This window comes from Bradyrhizobium japonicum USDA 6, assembly GCF_000284375.1.
GTDB classification, from domain to species: domain Bacteria; phylum Pseudomonadota; class Alphaproteobacteria; order Rhizobiales; family Xanthobacteraceae; genus Bradyrhizobium; species Bradyrhizobium japonicum.
Genome location: NC_017249.1, coordinates 6,107,439 through 6,126,397, shown reverse-complemented (window position 1 = coordinate 6,126,397; position 18,959 = coordinate 6,107,439). Strand labels below are relative to the sequence as shown.

The following is an 18,959-nucleotide window of genomic DNA, read 5'->3' as shown; positions in this document are numbered from 1 at the left end:
ATGGCCAAGAAGAAGCGCGGCGATGCTCACGGTGGCGGTCACGGCTGGTTCGTGACCTTCGCCGACCTGATGGGCCTGATGATGAGCTTCTTCGTGATGCTCGTCGCGTTCTCGACGCAGGACGCCAACAAGCTGAAGATCGTCGCCGGCTCCATGCGCGACGCCTTCGGCGTGCAGAGCGAGGCGCGCTACGCCGGTATCGTCGAGTCCGACGGCCTGCCGACCCGCCCGCGGCTGAAGAACGTCGACCACATCCAGCCCGAGGACGCCTCCAACACGCCGACGCCGGATCAGGAGGACCGCGACCGCACGTCGGGCGCGAAGATCAAGGTCGACCGCAATTTCGCGCTCGCCGCCGCCTCGCTGCGACAGGCGCTTCAGGACATGCCGGAACTGACCGAGATGTCCAAGCACATCATGTTCGAGGAGACCAAGCAGGGCCTCAACCTGGAGATCGTCGACCAGGATGGCCGCTCGATGTTCGCCGACGGCTCCAAGGTGCCGTATGACCGCACCCGCCGCCTGATCGAGAAGCTCGCGATCCCGCTGAAGGCAACGCCGCTCCGTGTCTCGATCGCCGGCCACACCGCGGCCGGATTCGTGCCGACCCGCAGCGACTATGGCGCCTTCGACCTGTCGGCCGATCGCGCCAATGCCGTGCGTCAGATCCTCGAACGCGAGGGCCTGCCGCCGTCCCACATCTTCGCCGTCGCCGGCAAGGCGGACACCCAGCCGCTGTTTCCGGACGATCCCTCGCTTGCGGCCAACCGGCGGGTGACGATCACGCTGATGCGCGAGGATCCGCCGCTGCCGCCGAATTTGAAGCCGTAGAGCGCTTCCCGCGGAGCGGAAGGCTCTAGGCACTTGCGCTACCATCTTACCTGAGGCATGTCGTCGCGCTGGCGACGATCGTTGCCGCGCCGTCACAGCAACCGCCCCGGCGGCTGCTATGGTGGTGTGCCGATTGACAGGCGCGCCGGAACGGTCAAAAGGCGCCGGATCAATTCTCGGGAAGAAGCGTTTCTCATCTCACATGACGGCGAGCATCACATCGACCGACGCTCAGGACGGGCCGGTCACCTCGGGTTTCTGGGGCCTGACGCTCGGAAGCATCGGTGTTGTCTTCGGCGATATCGGCACCTCGCCGCTGTACGCGTTCCACGAGGCGGTCAAGGCCGCGGCCCATGGCGAGCCGGTCTCGCGGGTCATGGTGCTCGGCGTGCTTTCGCTGATTCTTTGGGCGCTCTTTATCGTCGTCACCGCCAAATACGTCCTGCTGCTGCTGCGCGCCGACAATAACGGGGAGGGTGGCACGCTCTCGCTGATGGCGCTCGGCCAGCGCGCGCTCGGGCGGCGAAGCTGGTTCCTGCTCGCGCTCGGCGTGGTCGGCGCCTCCATGTTCATCGGCGATTCCATGATCACGCCGGCCATCTCGGTGCTGTCGGCGGTCGAGGGTCTGAAGCTCGTGACCCCCGCCTTCGAGCACTATGTCGTACCGCTCACCGTCATCATCCTGGTGTTGCTGTTCGCAGTCCAGAGCAAGGGGACGGCGCTGGTGGCCTCGGCCTTCGGGCCGGTGATGGTGGTCTGGTTCGCCGTTCTTGCGCTGATCGGCGCCGTGCACATCGCCGACGATCCGTCGGTGCTGGCGGCAATCAATCCCTATTACGCACTGCAATTCCTGCTGTCGCACGGCACGATCGGCCTGGTGACGCTCGGCGCCGTGTTCCTTGCAGTGACGGGCGGCGAGGCGCTCTACGCCGATCTCGGCCATTTCGGCCGCAAGCCGATCCAGTCGGCCTGGATGTTCTTCGTGCTGCCCGCGCTCCTGATCAACTATTTCGGGCAGGGCGCGCTGGTGCTGTCCGATCCCAGCGCGATCGAGCATTCGTTCTATCGCATGGTGCCCGAGAGCCTGGTGCTGCCGCTGGTTGGACTTGCGACCGCGGCGACCGTGATCGCGAGCCAGGCCGTGATCACCGGCGCCTATTCGCTGGTCTATCAGGCGGTGCAGCTTGGTCTCCTGCCGCGCTTCGAGGTGCGCTACACCTCCGAGACCCATGCCGGCCAGATCTATCTGCCGCGTGTGAACCGGCTGCTGCTGATCGGCGTGATGCTGCTGGTGCTGTTGTTCCACACCCCCAGCAATCTGGCTTCGGCCTACGGCATCGCGGTCTCCACCACCATGGTCGCCGACGGCGTCATGGGTTTCGTCGTGATCTGGAAATTGTGGAACTGGCGCGCCGCGACGGCTGCGGCAGTGATCGTGCCCTTCGTCGTCGTCGACATCAGCTTCTTCAGCGCCAATCTGCTCAAGCTGCTCGAGGGCGCCTGGGTGCCGCTGCTGTTCGGCGTCGCCATGGCGGGAACGATCTGGACCTGGCGCAAGGGGACCGGCATCCTGCTCCAGAAGACGCGCCGGATCGAGGTGCCGCTCGACGACCTGATCCGCAGCCTCGAAAAGCGACCGCCGCACATCGTCAAGGGCACCGCGGTGTTCCTGACCAGCGATCCCGCCTTCGTGCCGACCGCGCTGCTGCACAATCTCAAGCACAACAAGGTGCTGCACGAGCACAACGTGGTCCTGACCATCGAGACCGCGCACACGCCGCGGGTCGACCTGTCCGAGCGGTTCCGCATGGAGAAGATCAGCGACAAGTTCTCCAAGGTCAGGCTGCGCTTCGGCTACATGGAGCAGCCGAACGTCCCGAAGGCGCTGGCGATCGCCCGCAAGCAGGGCTGGCAGTTCGACATCATGTCGACCTCGTTCTTCGTGTCGCGAAGGTCGCTCAAGGCCTCGGCCCAGTCGGGCATGCCGCTGTGGCAGGATCACATCTTCATCGCGCTGAGCCGGTCCGCCAACGACGCCACCGACTATTTCCAGATTCCGACCGGGCGGGTGGTTGAAGTCGGCACGCAAGTTACCATCTGAACGCAATTGGCCAACCCATGCAAATTTCGCATGGCAAAGGCCCAAAATCGGGCTAGGCTATGCCGGCAGCGCAGGACTATAAGCCGCGCGCTCTTCCGCCGTTGTGCAGTGAAGCATTCTAGAGGCCACTGGGCTCTCCCATGACAAGTGACGTAGCGATTTCCGCCCCGGAAACGGCGGCGGCCAATGGGCATGGCGAAGCCCACACCACCGCCCGTTTCGGTGCGCTGACGCTCGGCAGCATCGGCGTCGTCTACGGCGATATCGGCACCAGCCCGCTCTACGCGTTCCGCGAGGCGGTGATGGCGGCCTCGGGCGCGGAGGGGGTGCCGACGCCGGCGGCCGTGCTCGGCGTGCTCTCGCTGATCCTGTGGGCGCTCATCGTCGTGGTGACGCTCAAATACGTCGTGATCCTGCTCCGTGCCGACAATAATGGCGAGGGCGGCACGCTGGCGCTGATGGCGCTGGCCCAGCGCGCGGTCGGCACCGGCGGGGCGACCATTGTTCTGCTCGGCATCATTTCCGGCGCCCTGTTCTACGGCGACGCCGTGATCACGCCGGCGCTTTCGGTGCTGTCGGCCATCGAAGGCATGAAGGACATCACCCTGCACTTCGAGCCCTACATCGTTCCGTTGACCGTGATCATCCTGGTCGGCCTGTTCGCCGTGCAGTCGCGCGGCACCGCCCGCGTCGCCGCGTTCTTCGGTCCCGTGATGTGCGTCTGGTTCGCGGTGATCGCGGCCGCGGCCATCCACCCGATCATCGAGCAGCCGCAGGTTCTGTTCGCGCTGAACCCGCTCTACGCCGTGTCCTTCATGTTCCACCACGGCATCATCGGTTTCGTGACGCTGGGCGCCGTGTTCCTGGCGGTCACCGGTGCCGAAGCGCTCTATGCCGATCTCGGCCATTTCGGCAAGCGGCCGATCCAGACCGCCTGGCTGTTTATCGTGCTGCCGTCGCTGGCGCTGAACTATCTGGGGCAGGGCGCTCTCGTCCTCGGCGATCCCGGCGCCATCGTGAGCCCGTTCTTCCAGCTGTTCCCACAAGGCTTTTTCCGCGGCTGCATGGTCGTTCTCGCCACCGCCGCCACGGTGATCGCGAGCCAGGCCGTCATCACCGGTGCCTATTCGCTGACGCGCCAGGCGATTCAACTCGGGTTGCTGCCGCGCTTCGAAATTCGCCATACCTCTGAAGCCCATTCGGGCCAGATCTTCATCCCGCGCATCAACCAGCTTCTGCTGGTCGCGGTGGTGCTGCTCGTACTCCTGTTCCGTTCCTCCAGCGCGTTGGCCTCGGCCTACGGCATCTCCGTCACCGGCACGATGGTGGTCACGGCGATGATGGGCTTTGTGGTGATCTGGAAGGGCTGGCGGTGGAAGCCGCTCGCCGCCGCCGCGCTGATCGCCCCGTTCCTGTGCCTCGACCTGACCTTCCTGACCGCCAACCTGCTCAAGGTGTTCGAGGGCGGCTGGGTGCCGCTGGCGCTCGGCGCTCTCATGATCATCCTGATGTACACGTGGCGGCGCGGCAGCCGGCTGCTGTTCGAGAAGTCGCGCAAGCTCGAATTCCCGCTCGCCGACCTTGTGGCGATGCTGGAGAAGCGGCCGCCGCAGCGCGTGCCCGGCACCGCGGTGTTCCTGACCTCGGACCCGCTCAGCGCCCCGACCGCGCTGATGCATAGTCTGAAGCACTACAAAGTGCTCCACGAGAAGAACGTCATTCTCACCATCGAGACCGCGCAGACCCCGCGGATCGATCCGGCCGAACGGGTGAGGCTGGAGCAGATCTCACCGACCTTCTCCAAGGTGACGCTGAAGTTCGGCTTCATGGAATCGCCCAATGTGCCGAAGGCGCTGGCGATCGCCCGCAAGCTCGGCTGGCAGTTCGACATCATGTCGACCTCGTTCTTCCTGTCGCGCCGGGCGCTCAAGCCCGCGGCCCATTCCGGCATGCCGCGCTGGCAGGACCGGCTGTTCATCTCGCTCAGCCGCTCCGCCAACGACGCCACCGACTATTTCCAGATCCCCTCCGGCCGCGTCGTCGAGGTCGGTACCCAGGTGACGATCTAGCCCCACCGTCGTCGTCGCCCGGCTTGACCGGGCGACCCAGTATTCCAGAGACTGCGCGGCTAGAACCGAGGAGCCGCGGCGTACTGGATTCCCCGCTTTCGCGGGGAATGACACCGGATGCGGCGCGAGGTGCGAAGCAGGAGTTTCAGGCATCCTGAAAGCCGCACTTCAAGTCGCTGCGATTTGGCTTTAACTTGCGGCATGCAGCTCAAGCCTTTGTAGCGCTTGATTTTCGCCTGCCGAGAGGCGAGGTTGCCGCCCGCCGGGATCGCCCCGGCGCAGGCCCGGACGTTGGAGGATGGTGTGGCAAACCAGGTACAGGATCTGACCCCGGACGAGGTCTCCAAGGGTGTCGCGGAAGGGCGCTATCTGCTCGTCGACGTGCGCGAGCTGAACGAGGTCGACGCCGAGGCCTATCCTTACGGCGTTGTCGTGCCGCTCTCGACCTTCGATCCCAAGGCGATCCCCGATCCGCAAGGCAAGGAGGTCGTGTTCGCCTGTCGCTCCGGAAAGCGCTCGGTGACGGCCTCGCTCGCGGCGCAGGCGGCGGGTCTGCCTTATGACAAGCATCTGGCCGGCGGCATGCTCGGTTGGAAGGCGGCGGGTCTTCCCAGCAAGGTCGGTGGCTGACCTCGCGATGACGACCAAGAGCTCCTCGCTGAACAAGGTCTTTGCCGACCTTCCCGTCACCATCTTCGAGGCGATGTCGCAGGCCGCGCGCGACAACAACGCCATCAATCTCGGCCAGGGCTTTCCCGACGATCCCGGGCCTGAGGACATCCGCCGCGCCGCGGCCGATGCCTCGCTGAACGGCTACAACCAGTACCCCTCGATGATGGGCCTGCCGGAGCTGCGCCAGGCGATCGCGACCCATTACGGTCACTGGCACGGCCTCAAGCTCGATCCGATGAGCGAGGTGATGGTGACCTCCGGCGGCACCGAGGCGCTGACCTCGGCGATCCTCGCGGTGGTCCAGCCCGGCGACGAAGTGGTCTGCTTCCAGCCGGTCTATGATTCCTACTTGCCGATCATCCGCCAGGCCGGCGGCATTCCGCGGCTCGTCCGCCTCGAGCCGCCGCACTGGCGGCTGAATGAGGACATGCTGAAAAGCGTCTTCAATTCAAAGACCAAGGCGGTGCTCTTCAACAATCCCCTGAATCCGTCCGCGGTGGTCTATCCGCGCGAGGACCTCGAGCTGCTCGCCCGCTATTGCCAGGAGTTCGACGTCATCGCGATCTGCGACGAGGTCTGGGAGCACGTCACCTTCGACGAGCACAAGCATATCCCGCTGATCACCATCCCCGGCATGCGCGATCGCACCATCAAGGTCGGCTCGGCCGGCAAGATCTTCTCGCTGACCGGCTGGAAGATCGGCTTCGTCTGCGCCGCGCCGCCGCTGCTGCGGGTGGCCGCCAAGGTGCACCAGTTCCTGACCTTCACCACCGCACCGAACCTCCAGGCCGCCGTCGCCTATGGGCTCGGCAAGTCCGACGACTACTTCCTGTCGATGCGCAAGGACCTGACCCGGAGCAGGGACCGCCTGACCAGGGGGCTGGAGAGCCTCGGCTTCCCCGTGCTGAAGTCGCAGGGCACCTACTTCCTCACCGTCGACCTGTCGCCGCTCGGGCTGAACGAGAGCGATACCGAGTTCTGCTGGCGGATCGTGAAGGACTACAAGGTCGCGGCGATCCCGGTGTCGGCCTTCTACGAGCAGGACGCGGTGACCTCCGTGGTGCGCTTCTGCTTTGCCAAGAAGGACGAGACGCTCGACACCGCGCTGGAGCGGTTGTCGGACGCGGTGCGCGGACGCAAGAGGTAGGAAAGATGACGAACGTCGGCCGCGTGAGGCTTTGCTTTTCCTGGCTTTGCCCCGGTTTTGCAATCGCCGCAGCGCTGACGTTGCTTTCCGCCCCCGCAGGGGCCGAGGAGCGGGTCGTCAACTTCTACAACTGGTCGAACTACATGGCGCCTGACGTCCTTGAGGCCTTCACCAAGGAGACCGGCATCAAGGTGGTCTACGACACGTTCGATGCCAACGAGACGCTGGAGACGCGCCTGATGGCCGGCAAGTCCGGCTACGACGTCGTGGTGCCCACAGCCTATTTCCTCCAGCGCCAGATCAAGGCCAACATCTTCCAGAAGCTCGACAAGTCGAAGCTGCCGAACCTCTCCAATGCCTGGCCGGTGGTGACCGAGCGCCTCGGCATTTACGATCCCGGCAATGTCTACGCCGCCAACTACATGTGGGGCACGACGGGCATCGGCTACAACGTCGCCAAGGTGAAGCAGATCCTGGGAGCCGACGCGAAGATCGACAGCTGGGACATCGTCTTCAAGCCGGAGAACTTGGCAAAATTCAAAGACTGCGGCGTCCACATGCTCGACTCCGCCGACGACATCTTTCCGGCGGCGCTGAATTATCTCGGGCTCGATCCGAACTCGACCAAGCCGGCCGACCTCGAGAAGGCCGCCGACGTCGTCGCAAAGGTCCGTCCGTCCGTGCGCAAGTTTCATTCGTCCGAGTATCTCAGCGCGCTCGCCACCGGCGAGATCTGCTTCGTGGTCGGCTGGTCCGGCGACATCATGCAGGCCCGCGCCCGTGCGGCCGAAGCCAAGAGCGGCATCGAGATCGGCTACACGATCCCGAAGGAGGGCGCGCAGATGTTCTTCGACAATCTCGCGATCCCCGCCGATGCCAAGAACGTCAAGGAAGCCTACGAGTTGATCAACTATCTCTATCGTCCGGACGTCGCCGCGAAGAACTCGGACTTCCTGTCCTATGCCAACGGCAACCTCGCCAGTCAGAAGCTGGTCGACCCGAAGATCCTGAACGACAAGAACATCTATCCGGACGAGGCGACGCTGGCAAAACTGTTCGTCATCACGGCGCGCGAGCCGGCGACGCAGCGGATCATCAACCGTCTCTGGACCAAGGTGAAGACGGGGCGCTAATAGCGCCCGTCATTCCGAGGAGCGAAGCGACGAAGCAATCCAGACTGTTTCCGCGGAACGCGTCTGGATTGCTTCGCTGCGGTCGCAATAACGGTGCAAGATCACCGCCACCTTCGATGCAGCCAGAGCCACTGCTCAGGATGCTCGCGCACCCAGCCTTCGACCACGCTGGTGATCGCCTGCGTCGTGCCCTGGATGTCGATCTTGCCCTCGGCATTGCGCACCGGCTTGATCTCCTCGGTCAGCTCGCCGCGGAAACGGTTGCCGGGCAGGCGGATGATGCGGACGCCGTGGATCGGGCATTCGACCTGGCGGAGCAGGCGCGCCAGCATCGGGTTGGCGCGGGTCTTGCGGCCGAAGAAGGTGACTTCGACGCCGCCGGTCAGGTACTGGTCGATCAGCATGGCGACGTGCTTGCCGTCCTTGAGCGCCTGGGCGAGCCGCAAGGGGGCGTCGCGGCCTGCGGGGATCAGCGTGCCCATGTTGACCTGGCGCATCTCCTGGATGATGCGGTCGGCAGACGCGATGTTCGGCCGGCGATAGAGGATCGCGGCATCAAGCCCATGCTCGACGGCGGCGAGCGCCGGCAATTCCCAATTGGCGAGATGCGAGGCGAAGATCAGCGCCGGCTTGCCGTCGTCGCGGATCTGATCGAACAGCTCGATGCTGCGCGGCGGCAGTTCGATCCGGCTCTTTTCCGGATGATCGCGATCGTAATCCCAGACCTGGTCCATATGGGCGAATTCGGCACCGACGCGGCCGAGATTGTCCCACACGCCCATCAGGATGGTTTCGATCTCTTCCGGCGACTTCTCGGGAAATGCCGCGGTGAGATTGGCGCGGCCGATGCGGTGCTCGCGTAGGCGCGGGCCGATCGTCTTCACGACGCGGGAGAAGAAGTCCGAGGTCTTGGCCGGATCGAAATAGCGCGTGGTGCGCAGCATACCGACGGTGGCGGCGCCGATCAGGCTGCCACCGATCGACTTGGCGGCCTCCCGCGCGCGGGCCTTCGTGCTCGCAGGAAGCAGCGCCATGCGTCCGGTCAGGCCGGTTCGCGGGTCAGGATCAGCGAGGCGTTCTGGCCGCCGAAGCCGAACGAGTTCGACATGACCGCGGTGACGCGGGCATCGCGCGCCTTGTTGCCGACGACGTCGAACAGGATCGTGGGATCCGGGGTCTCGTAGTTGATCGTCGGCGGAATGCGCTGATGCTCGAGGGTGAGCAGCGAGAAGATCGCCTCGACGGCGCCTGCGGCCGAGATGGTGTGGCCGACCATCGACTTGTTGGAGGTGACCGGAATCTTCTGCGCGAGATCGCCGAACACGGCCGACGTCGTGTTGAACTCCATCTTGTCGTTCTCGGGCGTCGCGGTGCCGTGCGCGTTGATGTGGTCGATCTGGTCCGGCGTCATGCCGGCATCGGCCAGCGTCTTGTTCATGCAGCCGATGATCGGCTTGCCGTCGGGCGAGGAGCGGGTGCGATGGAAGGAATCGGTGAGCTCGCCGCAGCCGGCGATCACGCCGAGGATTTTTGCGCCGCGCGCGGTGGCGGCCTCGTAGCTCTCCAGGACGAGCGCGCCGGCGCCCTCAGCCATGACGAAACCGTCGCGGTTCTTGGAGAAGGGGCGGGAGGCCGCCTGCGGCGGATCGTTCTGTGTCGACAGCGCCGAGAGCAGCGAGAACCGCACGAGAGCTTCGGGGTTCACGGTGCCGTCGGTGGCCACGCACAGCGCGGCATCGGTCTCGCCGCGGCGGATCGCCTCGACGCCGAGCTGGATCGAGGTCGCGCCCGAGGCGCAGGCCGTCGACAGCGAGATCGGCGACCCCTTGGTGCCGAACGTCTCGGCGAGGTATGCGGCGACCGAGCCGAACATGAAGCGGTGGTGATAGGCGCTGTACTTGCCGCCGCCGGAGATGCGCAGCAGATCGTCATAGGTGATGTCCTGCGCGCCGACGGCGCGGCCGAGCTCACGGCGCTGCGGCCACTCGACCTCGACCGGTGCAACCGCAAGGAAGAGCGGACCGGGGAAATCGGCCTTGGCGCCGATGCCGGCCTGCGCGAGCGCTTCCTGCGTGACGATCTCAGCCATCCGCTCGGACAGGGCAGTGGACGAGAACGGATCGACGCTGACGAAATCGACCGTGCCGGCCATCGTCGTCCTCAGGCCGTCGACCGGAAAGCGCGTGATGGTGCGGATGCCGGATTCGCCGGCCACGAGCTTCGCCCAATTGTCGGCCTTGCCGTTGCCGAGCGAGGTCATGATGCCCATGCCGGTGACGACGACGACGGGACGCCCGAGTTTGTCGCGTGGTGCAGTCATGTCGATCCCCCGATTGAGCTAGAGCATCCGCCAAAGCGCGACGCGCTTCAGCTTACGGCCTCGACCAGAGCCATGCCCTCGCCGCGCCAGTGTCCGGCCCCCACCACCACAATCTGGGTGGGCGCGCCCTGCATTTCAATCTCGGTCCCGGTGGAATCGTTCGGCGGGAACAGCGCACCGCGCGAGATCGACAGCGCCGCGAGTGCGATGCCGAGCGGGAATTGCGTTTCCATGGTGTGGCCGAACATCGTGCCGGTCGCACGCACCGGGAAGTCGGGATGGCCCTTCAGGAAGCCGCGCTCCTCTGACGTCGCGGGCTCCGCGCCGGTCGCGCCCGATATAATCGCGCCCTTGCCCTCGCGCCTGGGCAGCTTTTCCCAAAGCTTCTCCAGCGTTGCGGCCATGTCGCCGGGCTGCTTGCGCCGGGCGAGGTCGGCAACGACGCTCGACAGCTTTGCGAACGGCTTTGCGCCGCGCGCTTCAGCGTGCGCCTTCGATTCCAGCACCAGGAAGGCGCCGGCAGATCCCAACGCGAAACCGGCGTGATCCTTGCGCGCCCACACCGGAGCAAACTTGTCCTTCAGATTGAAGTCGCCGAATTCGTAGAGGACCATCAGGTCCTTGCGCTCGCCATTGTGGGAACCGCCGATCAGCGCGATGTCGCTCTCGCCCGAGGCGATGCGCGCGAGCGCAATGCGCGCCGCATCGGCACCCGCGACCTCTTCGCCCATGAAAGTGCGCGAGGTGCCGCCGAGACCGTGCACGATGGCGATGTTGCCGGCGAGCAGGTTCGAGAGCTGGGCTAGGAACAGGGTCGGCCTGAGATCGCTCATCAGCCGTTCGTTGAGGAAGCCGGGCGCATTGGCGCCCTTGACCTCAGCCGTGAGCACGCCGGAGTCGACATTGAGGTCGCGCTCGCCGCCGCCGGCGGCCACCACCATGTCGATCTTCGACAGGATGTCCTTGTTGCCCTTGATCCCGGCGGAATCGAGCGCAAGGCCCGCGGCATAGGTGCCGATGCGCTGCCAGGCTTCCATCTGGCGCTGGTCGCCCTTCTTCGGGATCTGGCTGTCGAAGGTCACAGGCATCAGGGGATGCACGATGCAGGGCGCAAAGCCCTTCTCGTCGACATTGATGCGCTTGTCCTGAAGCGCGGCCCAATTGGCGTCCAGGCCTTCGCCGAGCGAGGTGGCAAGGCCAATGCCGGTGATCCAGACTTCCGTCTGGCCGGGCTTCAAAGCAGTGTCAGTCATGGCGATCCGGCCTGTTGCGGGAAGCCGACGCGTTTGGCGACCGCGTCCATGAAGCCGCGCATATCCGCATTTGGGAAGGGGATCTGCGTGAAGGTGAGCGTCGAATTCGCGCGCAGCTTGCCGTCGACCCTGATCTTGGCGTCGGTCACCGCATAGCCGGAGCCCTGATGCGACAGGGTCGCCTCGATGATCATGAGATCGCCCGGGAAGACCGAGCCGCGGACCTTGGCCTCCTTGACGGCGGCCAGGATCGGCATGCGCTCGAACTTGAGCACGCCGAGCTGAAGCCAGCCCGAGGCCTGGGCCATCGATTCGATCAGGAGCACGCCGGGCATCAGGGGATAGCCCGGGAAGTGCCCCTCGAAGATCGTGCTCTCCTTGGGGACCAGGGCTTCGACGACAATCGTCTTCGCGTCGACGTTGAGGTCGACGACGCGATCGATCATGTGGAAGTATTCGAGTTGCATGACCGCGCGCTTAGGCGCTCGCGCCCTTGGCCGCAACCAGTTCGTCGATGCGGGCGCACAGATTTTTCAGCACGAAATACTGCTCGGTGGTCGCCTTGCCGTCGTTGACCTCCTGGGTCCACTTTTCCAGCGGCAGCTTGATGCCGAACTGCTTGTCGATCGCGAACGCGATGTCCAGGAAATCGAGGCTGTCGATGCCCAGGTCATCGATGGCGTGGCTATCCGGCGTGATCGTGTCGCGCGGGATGTCGCAGGTTTCAGCGATGATCGTAGCGACCTGATCGAATGTGGAGGACATCACTAAGCCTTTGATATATTGCTGATATTTGTCTGAAGTTCCAGAGTGGAACGGTGGGTGGGCATCGCGCCCCGATGACGCCCTCAAACCCCCTCTGGCCGGGTCGAAAGCCCGTATATCGGAGCGCCGCCCTGAGTTCAATGGAGCCGGGCGGCCCCGGCGACAGGGCTGGGGATGCCGTCGGCCGGCCCTTCAGCCGGGGGACGTACCTAGATATGGGGCGTCGCGATCTTGGCGCAGTCGCGGCGGCCCATCAGCACGCAGTCCTGGGTGCGGCGAAGGTCGGCAATGCTCACCGCGAGCCAGATCCCGATTGCGGTCAGCGCGATGGTGAAGGCGAGCGCCGCGATATTGGCCAGCATGCGGTGGCGGAAATTGTCCGGTTCCGGACGGGGCTTCTCGTAGCGCGACAGGTCGAGCGGCTCGGGCGCCACGCGCAGCGGCTGCACGGTACCGCTGCCCCGTTGGACCGGCGGGGGAGACGCGTTGCGCGGCCTGAACTGGAGCACCCGGTGCTCGTCATCCGAGCTGATGGGCCGCTGTGTTTTCATGGTGCGGGGATCACTCCGAAGCAGCGGTTTTTAGATAGCATACGTTGTGAATGCCTTGCAGAAAATCTTCTCAACGCACACGTGCATTGCGCTTTAACACTATCTTGCATGGCATATTTCCGGAGCGGCTCGCGAGCCAACGCGACGCCGGTTGTCAGGTCGGCGACAGGAAGCGGAGGTTGCATTGCAGCAACAACCGCGAAGCACGCATCGCCGGCTCTCATGAACATCTGCTTGTGATCTCCGCGGCCGGATCGAACGCATTTTGCCGCCGCGGGGCCCATGGCATAATCACGGGAACTGGACCACCGGTTGCAACCACGTGAGGGGCCTTCGACCATGACCACCACCAACGCGCGCGAACCGAGAGTGCATCCGGTGCCGATCCTGTCGCTCCGGCCGACGCAGATGACGGTCGGCATGCGCGAGGTCAAGGAGAAGCGAAAGCGCTGGCGCGAGCACGACAAGAAGAAGCAGGCCGACCTGCTCGGCAATCACATGATCCCCGTCGTCTACGGACCGGATCAGCGCTACTACGTGATCGACCATCATCATCTCGGCCGCGCATTGCATGACGAGGGCGTCAAGGAGGTGCTGGTGACCGTGGTCGGCGACCTCAGAATGGTCGAGCGCGAGGCGTTCTGGGGCGTGATGGACAACAAGCGCTGGGTCTACCCTTACGATTCCAAGGGTGAGCGGCGGCCGTTCCGCGATCTGCCGAGATCGGTTGCCGATCTCAAGGACGATCCGTTCCGAAGCCTTGCCGGTGAGCTCCGCCGCATGGGCGGCTTCGCCAAGGACACCACGCCGTTCTCGGAATTCCTGTGGGCCGACTTTCTGCGCCGGCAACTGACGCGCAAGGCAGTCGATGCCAATTTCGACAAGGCGCTCGAGAAGGCCCTGTCCGCAGCCAAGAGCAAGGATGCTGTCTATCTGCCGGGTTGGTGCGGGCCGGCGGATGACGATTAGGCGCGGGCGCTCATATCAATCGCGTTGGAAGATCTTGGCGCCGGGGTAAACGCGGCGGGCGTAAGTCACGACCAGTGCGCGGTCCTGGGTTTCCAGGAAGGGCGTTCGGATCTTGCACGAGCCGACGATGAGGTGCCACAGACCATCGAGCTTCCGGATGACGACGTTCATTTGAATAATCCTCGATGACTCCGCATTCCCGCGAATTCGGCTTATCGCGGCGGTCTTGCGGTTCATGATCGTGGTCGCTGGCGTGAAATTCCCGGTACCGCTCGCGACCGCCGCAAGACAACGACGATCATTGTTAGATGGTTACGGCGCGCGGCCCGAGAAGCCGGATCTCATCACAGCCGCTTGAGCGAAGTCATTTCCCGCAGGGATGAAACCGTCCTGAAACAGAGCCACCCCATTTCTGTGGGGTAGTCGAGCTCACACAGGAGGCCAACATGCGCCGTCTGGTTTTCGTAGTCGCCGTGCTCGCAGTCGCCGCAGCAGGAATCTCGGCATCGTTCGCCGCTGTTCGCCACGCGAATACGCTGACATTCTCCGAGCGCTTTGCGCCGGCGCTCGAGTTGATGGCTAAGCGCTAGCGGCATAGCGCTGCGCGGTCGCAGGTACGCAACGGCGGGACGATCACTTCTGGTGTTGCGGGCCGGGTGAGGAGAGAAGGCGCTCCATCTCGGCGGCTGCCTCGCCGTCGCGCGCCTTCTGCAACAGCGTGTGGCGTTCGCTGCCGGCCGGCAGGTTCTTGGCTGCGGCGCGGGCGTCCTGCGTGAACTTGTTCAGGCGCTGCTGGAGCGACAGGGCCGGTCGCGTGCGGTTGCGCTTCTTGGTCATTGCTGGGCCTTTCCGGCGTGAAGCCCACCATGGGGAGGCGAGTGGCGTCCTTAACTTTTGTTGGAACCTGGGGCGTGGATCGCGGGTTTTTCATTGCAGCGGCGCTTCGGCGCCGGGGATTGCAATACAGGTCCCATCTCATACCAACCGGAGCTAGCTCGCGTGCCTAGCGATATGATCCGCGCTGCGCTTGTCAGGCGTTTGCGCACATCTTCAGGCATCTCGGACGACGACGTGAAGGAGATCGAGCAGCTCCCGATCGCGGTTCGTCAATACCCGGCGGAGACGCCCGTGGTCCGCGATGGCGAGCGCGCTACCGATTGCTGCCTGATCGCAGACGGATTCTGCGCGCGTTCCAAGACGATTCCAAGCGGCAAGCGCCAGATCCTCTCCATCCACATCCCCGGTGAGATCCCCGACCTGATGAGCCTGTTCCTGCACGTGATGGACCATGACCTGTCAACACTGACGCCGTGCACGCTCGGATTCATCAGGCACGAAACGCTGCGAAAATTGCACCAGCGCAGTCCAAGCGTTGCCGAGCTGTTCTGGCGAGACACGCTGATCGACTCCGCCATGTTCCGCGAATGGATCGTCAATGTCGGCCAGCGTCCCGCGCCCGCAAGGCTTGCCCATGTCATGATCGAGCTGCGCGAACGCCTCCGGGTCATCGAGCGTCTGGACGGCAACAGCTTCGAGATGCCGCTGACCCAGGAGCAGATCGGCGAAGCCTTGGGCATCACGGCGGTGCACGCCAACCGCGTGATCAAGCAGTTGCGTCAGGAGGGCATCGTCGAGCTGCACCGCGGCCGCGTCACGGTGCTGGACGAGCGGAAATTTTTGGAACTTGCCGATTTCGACGGCCGCTACCTGCATCAGTCGCCGACGCTTTGAGGCGCGCCTGGCGACTTGACCTACCGCAAATTCGTATCGATGCAGGGCGCTATGGTCCGTCGGCATGATTGCCGAACCGGTGTTGCCTGAATGTCGAGGGCGCAGGTGGCTGCGAGTCATGCTGACCCGGAGGCATCACCGTGAGCGTAATCTTTCGCATTCTCTTCATCGTTGCCGGTGCCATCACCGCGCTGTTCGTCGCGCGCGATGCCCTGAATTTCACGATCATCCAGACCTTCGTTGCCGTTTTGCTCGTCACCGTCATCGTCGGTGTCGGAAGCTTCTGGAGCCAGCGACGGAAAACCTGACGGGTGTGAGAGCCGCGTGCTGGCGCAGTCGGCTAGGTCCGCGGCGGCGCGTCCGGAGACGTCTCCGCGGTGTGCGCGTCCTCCTTGCCGCCGAGCACGCGGTGCAACCGTCGCTCGATGTGGCGGCCCACCGTCAGCAGCACGAAGGCGAGCGCCAGCGCGACGGCGACGATCTTCCACTGTCCGGCACCGCAGACGATGCCGATGCAGGCGGCGAGAAAGGTGCAGGCGGCGCTGGTCAGTCCGCGGACGCGAAATCCCATGCTTTGATGCACGATGACGCCGGCACCGAGAAAGCCGATGCCGGTAAGGATGCCCTGGATGACGCGGCTCGCGGCATCGGCGACCTTGGTTGGCTCGGCGAGCTGCAGGGCGAGCAGAACCACGGTCGCCGTGGAGAGCCCGACGATGCCAAGCGTCTTCAGCCCGATCGGCTTGCCGTGCAGGTCGCGGTCGAGGCCGATCGCGCCGGCGGCGACGGTCGCGGCACCGAGACGAGCAATGATTTCGGGCCAGTCGAGCTCCGTCATTTTTTCGGCAAGCGCCCCATGAGGTAAAACTCCTCGTTCGGCCTCATGCCGGTGAAGTTTGCCAGCCGATTGGACAGCGCGAAGAAGGCGGAGATCGCGGCGATGTCCCAGATGTCGTCGTCGCTGAAGCCGTGCGGTGCAAGCGACGCGAAGTCCTCCTCGGAGACGCGCTGTGCGTCTGCTGAGACCTTCATCGCGAAATCGAGCATCGCCTTTTGCCGCGGCGTAATGTCGGCCTTGCGGTAGTTCACAGCGACCTGGTCGGCGATCACAGGGTTCTTGGCGCGAATGCGCAGGATCGCGCCGTGCGCGATCACGCAATACTGGCACTGGTTGGCCGCCGAGGTCGCGACCACGATCATCTCGCGCTCGGCCTTGGTGAGACCGCCGTCCTTCTCCATCAGCGCATCGTGATAGGCGAAGAATGCGCGGAACTCGTCGGGCCGGTAGGCCAGCGTCAGGAACACGTTCGGCACGAAGCCGCTCTTCTCCTGCACGGCGAGCAGGCGCGTGCGGATGTCGTCGGGGAGGGTGTCGAGGGCGGGTGCAGGGAAGCGATTTGAAGGAGGAGGGGACATGACGATGTTCCGGATGGGGCTCTCGGGGAAACGCGGAACATAGTCGATCGCAGTCCCTCGCGCAAAGCGCTTGCGCGGACTACATCCTGGCTAACGCAGACAGAGCCGAGGTTCTCAAAGAGTCTTCAAATATTCGAGGAGTGCCTTCTTTTCGTCGTCGCTCAAGCGCGTACCATAGTCATGCCCGCAGCGGCTGTTTCCTGAATTGAGGTCGTTGCAATCGGTGACTGGACGGGTTGGCCCCTCTTGTGTGACGTCAAGACCAACATTCTTGATGTCGTATCTCGCGCCAACTTTGAATTGTGACATGCGCTTCGCAGGCGGTACGAGCAATTCCGCCAATGTCGGCACCGAGCCGTTGTGCAAGTAAGGCGCTGCGGCCCAAATTCCCTCCAGCACGCGAGCTTCATACTCGCCTCTGTTGAGGGTCCGCTCGAGAAGCGTCCCAGGTTCGATCGTCAGGCTTTCTGGCTGGTTCGGAGGTTGCGCGCTGCTGGGCGGCGCGATGGACGCCTTGACCGGAGCCGGTGACAGAGAGAGGGATGTGGAGGGCGCCTTTTGGGCATTGGGAGGCAACGAGGAGCCAAAGCCGTCACCGGAGCCGACGTCGCTCCCCAGATGCAGCTTATTGTCGAGGATCGCTCCGGCGACTGCACTGAACATCATGTGGACGGCATAATCCTCTTCCTCGAGGTGCCTGGCGATCAACGGGATACCTGCTCCCTTCAGCGCGCCGGTCTTCACCCTCCAACCAAGCTCGTCGAATTGACGTGTGTCGGTGCCGACGTTCTGAACCGGCGTCACCCACGTCGTAACGAACAGGTCGCGCAGAGCACGGACTTCCTTCTTCTCGTGACACCCCTTGCTGCACTGCCTCTCGAAGATTTTTTGACCGTCTTTAGCCAGCTTCGAGTCGATAGGCCAATCTGATGGCCATTTTGGCGGGCCCATCTTCAAGACCAGCTTCTCGAGTCTTTCCAGCCCCTCGAAGTTGATGGAGTTGGCGTAGTCGTAGTCGAAGAATAAGCCGGACGAACGCTTTGGTTCGAAGTTGGCGAACGCCAGAGCCTGCCCGGTGTTCCGGGCAAGTGCAAAAACGCGGTTTCCATTCAACACAAAACCGGCCCAGTCGGTTTGGTTCTGCATCGGTGTGTTCCACAGGAAAGGATACCGCACGGGAGCGTCGGCAATCCGCATGTTTTCCTTGATCAAAAATCAGGCGGCGGCCCAACGTCGGTGCCGGATATGCGGTTGAAGATGATCCCGACGGCGTCCAGCCGCCCAGGCCCCCAGCCAACTGGCGGCAATGTACCGGCCACGAATGCATGAACGCGCCGGTGCCATGCATCAACCCTCTGCCGTAGTGCGGCTACATCGGCAGCAGAGGGTGTCGCAGGTTGGGAGACGGCCGCAGCAAATGCAGCGAATGCCGTGTCGCTGGCGGTTGCGTCTTCTACCGCCTTGTCCAGGTCGCTCAGGAACTCCTGGAAATCCATAAAGGCCGGACCGCCATCGATGCGGTACGTCTTGCCCTCCACTTCAACCTGCCGCGTGTGGCACGCGGAGCATGTTATCCCGACCATCTGGGACTCTGCGGGACCTGTGGTGTGGAGGCCGACGGGGAGGTTGGCATTGTTGCCCGGATTTGGGAGAAAGCCGTATCGGGTCAGACCATCCGAGAGGAACGGTTGTCCGTCCTTCGCTTTCAATGCCCGTAGCCAGGTGAGCTTGATTAAGCGGGAGCCTTGGTCGCGCGTGTAGTAGTCAGCCCTGTCTTCCGCTGTCCATTTCGGGCCTTGGTCGACATATATTGGATCGCCGAGAGCGGTCTCAATTACCGAACTTGCGGCGACGGCCAGCGCAAAGCGAATGAGGAAAGCGACACGACGCATCGCATGACCCTCCATAAACTACAATTGAATCACCTGTTTTCTCGAAACCAGAATCTGTGGAGATATGCGCAGCTGGGCGAGACGCAGCTCGCCCGGTAGCGACGAAAGC

General features: G+C 64.0%; 22 protein-coding genes. 10 read left to right on the top strand and 12 right to left on the bottom strand.

The annotated features are described in order from the left end of the window. The 6 genes from BJ6T_RS29105 to BJ6T_RS29080 all read left to right on the top strand — a co-directional run bounded on the left by BJ6T_RS29105 (position 1) and on the right by BJ6T_RS29080 (position 7,953). The gene (locus BJ6T_RS29105) at positions 1 to 831 is read left to right on the top strand and encodes an OmpA/MotB family protein (protein WP_014496126.1); all 831 of its coding nucleotides are present in this window, start codon (positions 1 to 3) and stop codon (positions 829 to 831) included. A gap of 202 nt (positions 832 to 1,033) precedes the next feature. Next, positions 1,034 to 2,932: a potassium transporter Kup gene (locus tag BJ6T_RS29100; RefSeq protein WP_014496125.1), complete on the top strand. Its 1,899-nt coding sequence runs from the start codon at positions 1,034 to 1,036 to the stop codon at positions 2,930 to 2,932. Between the two features lie 140 nt (positions 2,933 to 3,072). Continuing rightward, positions 3,073 to 5,001 carry a potassium transporter Kup gene (locus BJ6T_RS29095; protein ID WP_014496124.1) on the top strand — a complete coding sequence of 643 codons (1,929 nt, stop codon included), beginning with the start codon at positions 3,073 to 3,075 and terminating at the stop codon, positions 4,999 to 5,001. 303 nt (positions 5,002 to 5,304) lie between these two features. Beyond that, complete coding sequence (locus BJ6T_RS29090; RefSeq protein WP_028169813.1) at positions 5,305 to 5,631, top strand: rhodanese-like domain-containing protein; 327 nt, start codon at positions 5,305 to 5,307, stop codon at positions 5,629 to 5,631. Between the two features lie 7 nt (positions 5,632 to 5,638). Then, positions 5,639 to 6,820 carry an aminotransferase gene (locus BJ6T_RS29085; protein ID WP_038932055.1) on the top strand — a complete coding sequence of 394 codons (1,182 nt, stop codon included), beginning with the start codon at positions 5,639 to 5,641 and terminating at the stop codon, positions 6,818 to 6,820. A gap of 5 nt (positions 6,821 to 6,825) precedes the next feature. Continuing rightward, positions 6,826 to 7,953, top strand: coding sequence for a polyamine ABC transporter substrate-binding protein (locus BJ6T_RS29080; protein WP_014496121.1), 1,128 nt, complete (start codon positions 6,826 to 6,828; stop codon positions 7,951 to 7,953). A 101-nt stretch (positions 7,954 to 8,054) separates the two neighbouring features. Here BJ6T_RS29080 and BJ6T_RS29075 read toward each other — a convergent pair whose 3' ends face one another. The 6 genes from BJ6T_RS29075 to BJ6T_RS29050 form a co-directional block, all read right to left on the bottom strand. Further along, complete coding sequence (locus BJ6T_RS29075; protein WP_014496120.1) at positions 8,055 to 8,987, bottom strand: lipid A biosynthesis lauroyl acyltransferase; 933 nt, start codon at positions 8,985 to 8,987, stop codon at positions 8,055 to 8,057. 8 nt (positions 8,988 to 8,995) lie between these two features. Next, positions 8,996 to 10,273: a beta-ketoacyl-ACP synthase gene (locus tag BJ6T_RS29070; protein WP_014496119.1), complete on the bottom strand. Its 1,278-nt coding sequence runs from the start codon at positions 10,271 to 10,273 to the stop codon at positions 8,996 to 8,998. 47 nt (positions 10,274 to 10,320) lie between these two features. Beyond that, entirely contained in the window at positions 10,321 to 11,526 is a 1,206-nt protein-coding gene (locus BJ6T_RS29065; RefSeq protein WP_014496118.1) for a beta-ketoacyl-ACP synthase, read from the bottom strand. Further along, the gene (locus tag BJ6T_RS29060; RefSeq protein WP_014496117.1) at positions 11,523 to 11,993 is read right to left on the bottom strand and encodes a 3-hydroxyacyl-ACP dehydratase FabZ family protein; all 471 of its coding nucleotides are present in this window, start codon (positions 11,991 to 11,993) and stop codon (positions 11,523 to 11,525) included. The genes BJ6T_RS29065 and BJ6T_RS29060 overlap by 4 nt, the downstream gene beginning before the upstream one ends. A 10-nt stretch (positions 11,994 to 12,003) precedes the next feature. After that, positions 12,004 to 12,291 carry an acyl carrier protein gene (locus BJ6T_RS29055; protein WP_007592476.1) on the bottom strand — a complete coding sequence of 96 codons (288 nt, stop codon included), beginning with the start codon at positions 12,289 to 12,291 and terminating at the stop codon, positions 12,004 to 12,006. A 209-nt stretch (positions 12,292 to 12,500) separates the two neighbouring features. Next, complete coding sequence (locus BJ6T_RS29050) at positions 12,501 to 12,842, bottom strand: hypothetical protein (RefSeq protein ID WP_014496116.1); 342 nt, start codon at positions 12,840 to 12,842, stop codon at positions 12,501 to 12,503. Between the two features lie 339 nt (positions 12,843 to 13,181). Between BJ6T_RS29050 and BJ6T_RS29045 the strand changes: the two genes are divergently transcribed. Next, on the top strand, positions 13,182 to 13,811 hold the full coding sequence (locus BJ6T_RS29045; protein ID WP_014496115.1) for a ParB-like protein: 630 nt from the start codon (positions 13,182 to 13,184) through the stop codon (positions 13,809 to 13,811). Between the two features lie 15 nt (positions 13,812 to 13,826). Here the strand turns inward: BJ6T_RS29045 and BJ6T_RS47530 are convergent, their stop codons facing one another. Next, the gene (locus BJ6T_RS47530) at positions 13,827 to 13,982 is read right to left on the bottom strand and encodes a hypothetical protein (RefSeq protein WP_014496114.1); all 156 of its coding nucleotides are present in this window, start codon (positions 13,980 to 13,982) and stop codon (positions 13,827 to 13,829) included. A gap of 275 nt (positions 13,983 to 14,257) precedes the next feature. Here BJ6T_RS47530 and BJ6T_RS47525 point away from each other — a divergent pair, with 275 nt between their 5' ends. Next, a complete protein-coding gene (locus BJ6T_RS47525) occupies positions 14,258 to 14,401 on the top strand; it encodes a hypothetical protein (protein WP_014496113.1) in 144 nt (47 codons plus the stop codon). Positions 14,402 to 14,444: 43 nt separating this feature from the next. On the opposite strand, the gene BJ6T_RS29040 is transcribed toward BJ6T_RS47525, so the two are convergent. Further along, positions 14,445 to 14,648 (bottom strand): hypothetical protein, encoded by a 204-nt coding sequence (locus BJ6T_RS29040; protein WP_014496112.1) that lies wholly within the window; start codon positions 14,646 to 14,648, stop codon positions 14,445 to 14,447. Positions 14,649 to 14,810: 162 nt separating this feature from the next. On the opposite strand from BJ6T_RS29040, the gene BJ6T_RS29035 reads away from it, so the two are divergent. Then, complete coding sequence (locus BJ6T_RS29035; RefSeq protein ID WP_028169812.1) at positions 14,811 to 15,542, top strand: Crp/Fnr family transcriptional regulator; 732 nt, start codon at positions 14,811 to 14,813, stop codon at positions 15,540 to 15,542. 140 nt (positions 15,543 to 15,682) lie between these two features. After that, a complete protein-coding gene (locus BJ6T_RS47520) occupies positions 15,683 to 15,850 on the top strand; it encodes a hypothetical protein (RefSeq protein WP_014496110.1) in 168 nt (55 codons plus the stop codon). A gap of 32 nt (positions 15,851 to 15,882) precedes the next feature. Here the strand turns inward: BJ6T_RS47520 and BJ6T_RS29030 are convergent, their stop codons facing one another. The 4 genes from BJ6T_RS29030 to BJ6T_RS49245 all read right to left on the bottom strand — a co-directional run bounded on the left by BJ6T_RS29030 (position 15,883) and on the right by BJ6T_RS49245 (position 18,850). Next, the gene (locus tag BJ6T_RS29030) at positions 15,883 to 16,380 is read right to left on the bottom strand and encodes an MgtC/SapB family protein (protein ID WP_014496109.1); all 498 of its coding nucleotides are present in this window, start codon (positions 16,378 to 16,380) and stop codon (positions 15,883 to 15,885) included. Beyond that, positions 16,377 to 16,958 (bottom strand): peroxidase-related enzyme, encoded by a 582-nt coding sequence (locus tag BJ6T_RS29025; protein WP_014496108.1) that lies wholly within the window; start codon positions 16,956 to 16,958, stop codon positions 16,377 to 16,379. The genes BJ6T_RS29030 and BJ6T_RS29025 overlap by 4 nt, the downstream gene beginning before the upstream one ends. A 114-nt stretch (positions 16,959 to 17,072) precedes the next feature. Further along, positions 17,073 to 18,170 carry a di-heme-cytochrome C peroxidase gene (locus tag BJ6T_RS49250; RefSeq protein ID WP_283808192.1) on the bottom strand — a complete coding sequence of 366 codons (1,098 nt, stop codon included), beginning with the start codon at positions 18,168 to 18,170 and terminating at the stop codon, positions 17,073 to 17,075. Then, positions 18,167 to 18,850 carry a di-heme-cytochrome C peroxidase gene (locus BJ6T_RS49245; protein ID WP_014496106.1) on the bottom strand — a complete coding sequence of 228 codons (684 nt, stop codon included), beginning with the start codon at positions 18,848 to 18,850 and terminating at the stop codon, positions 18,167 to 18,169. Before BJ6T_RS49245 ends, BJ6T_RS49250 begins: the two co-directional genes overlap by 4 nt. Positions 18,851 to 18,959 lie beyond the last annotated feature (109 nt).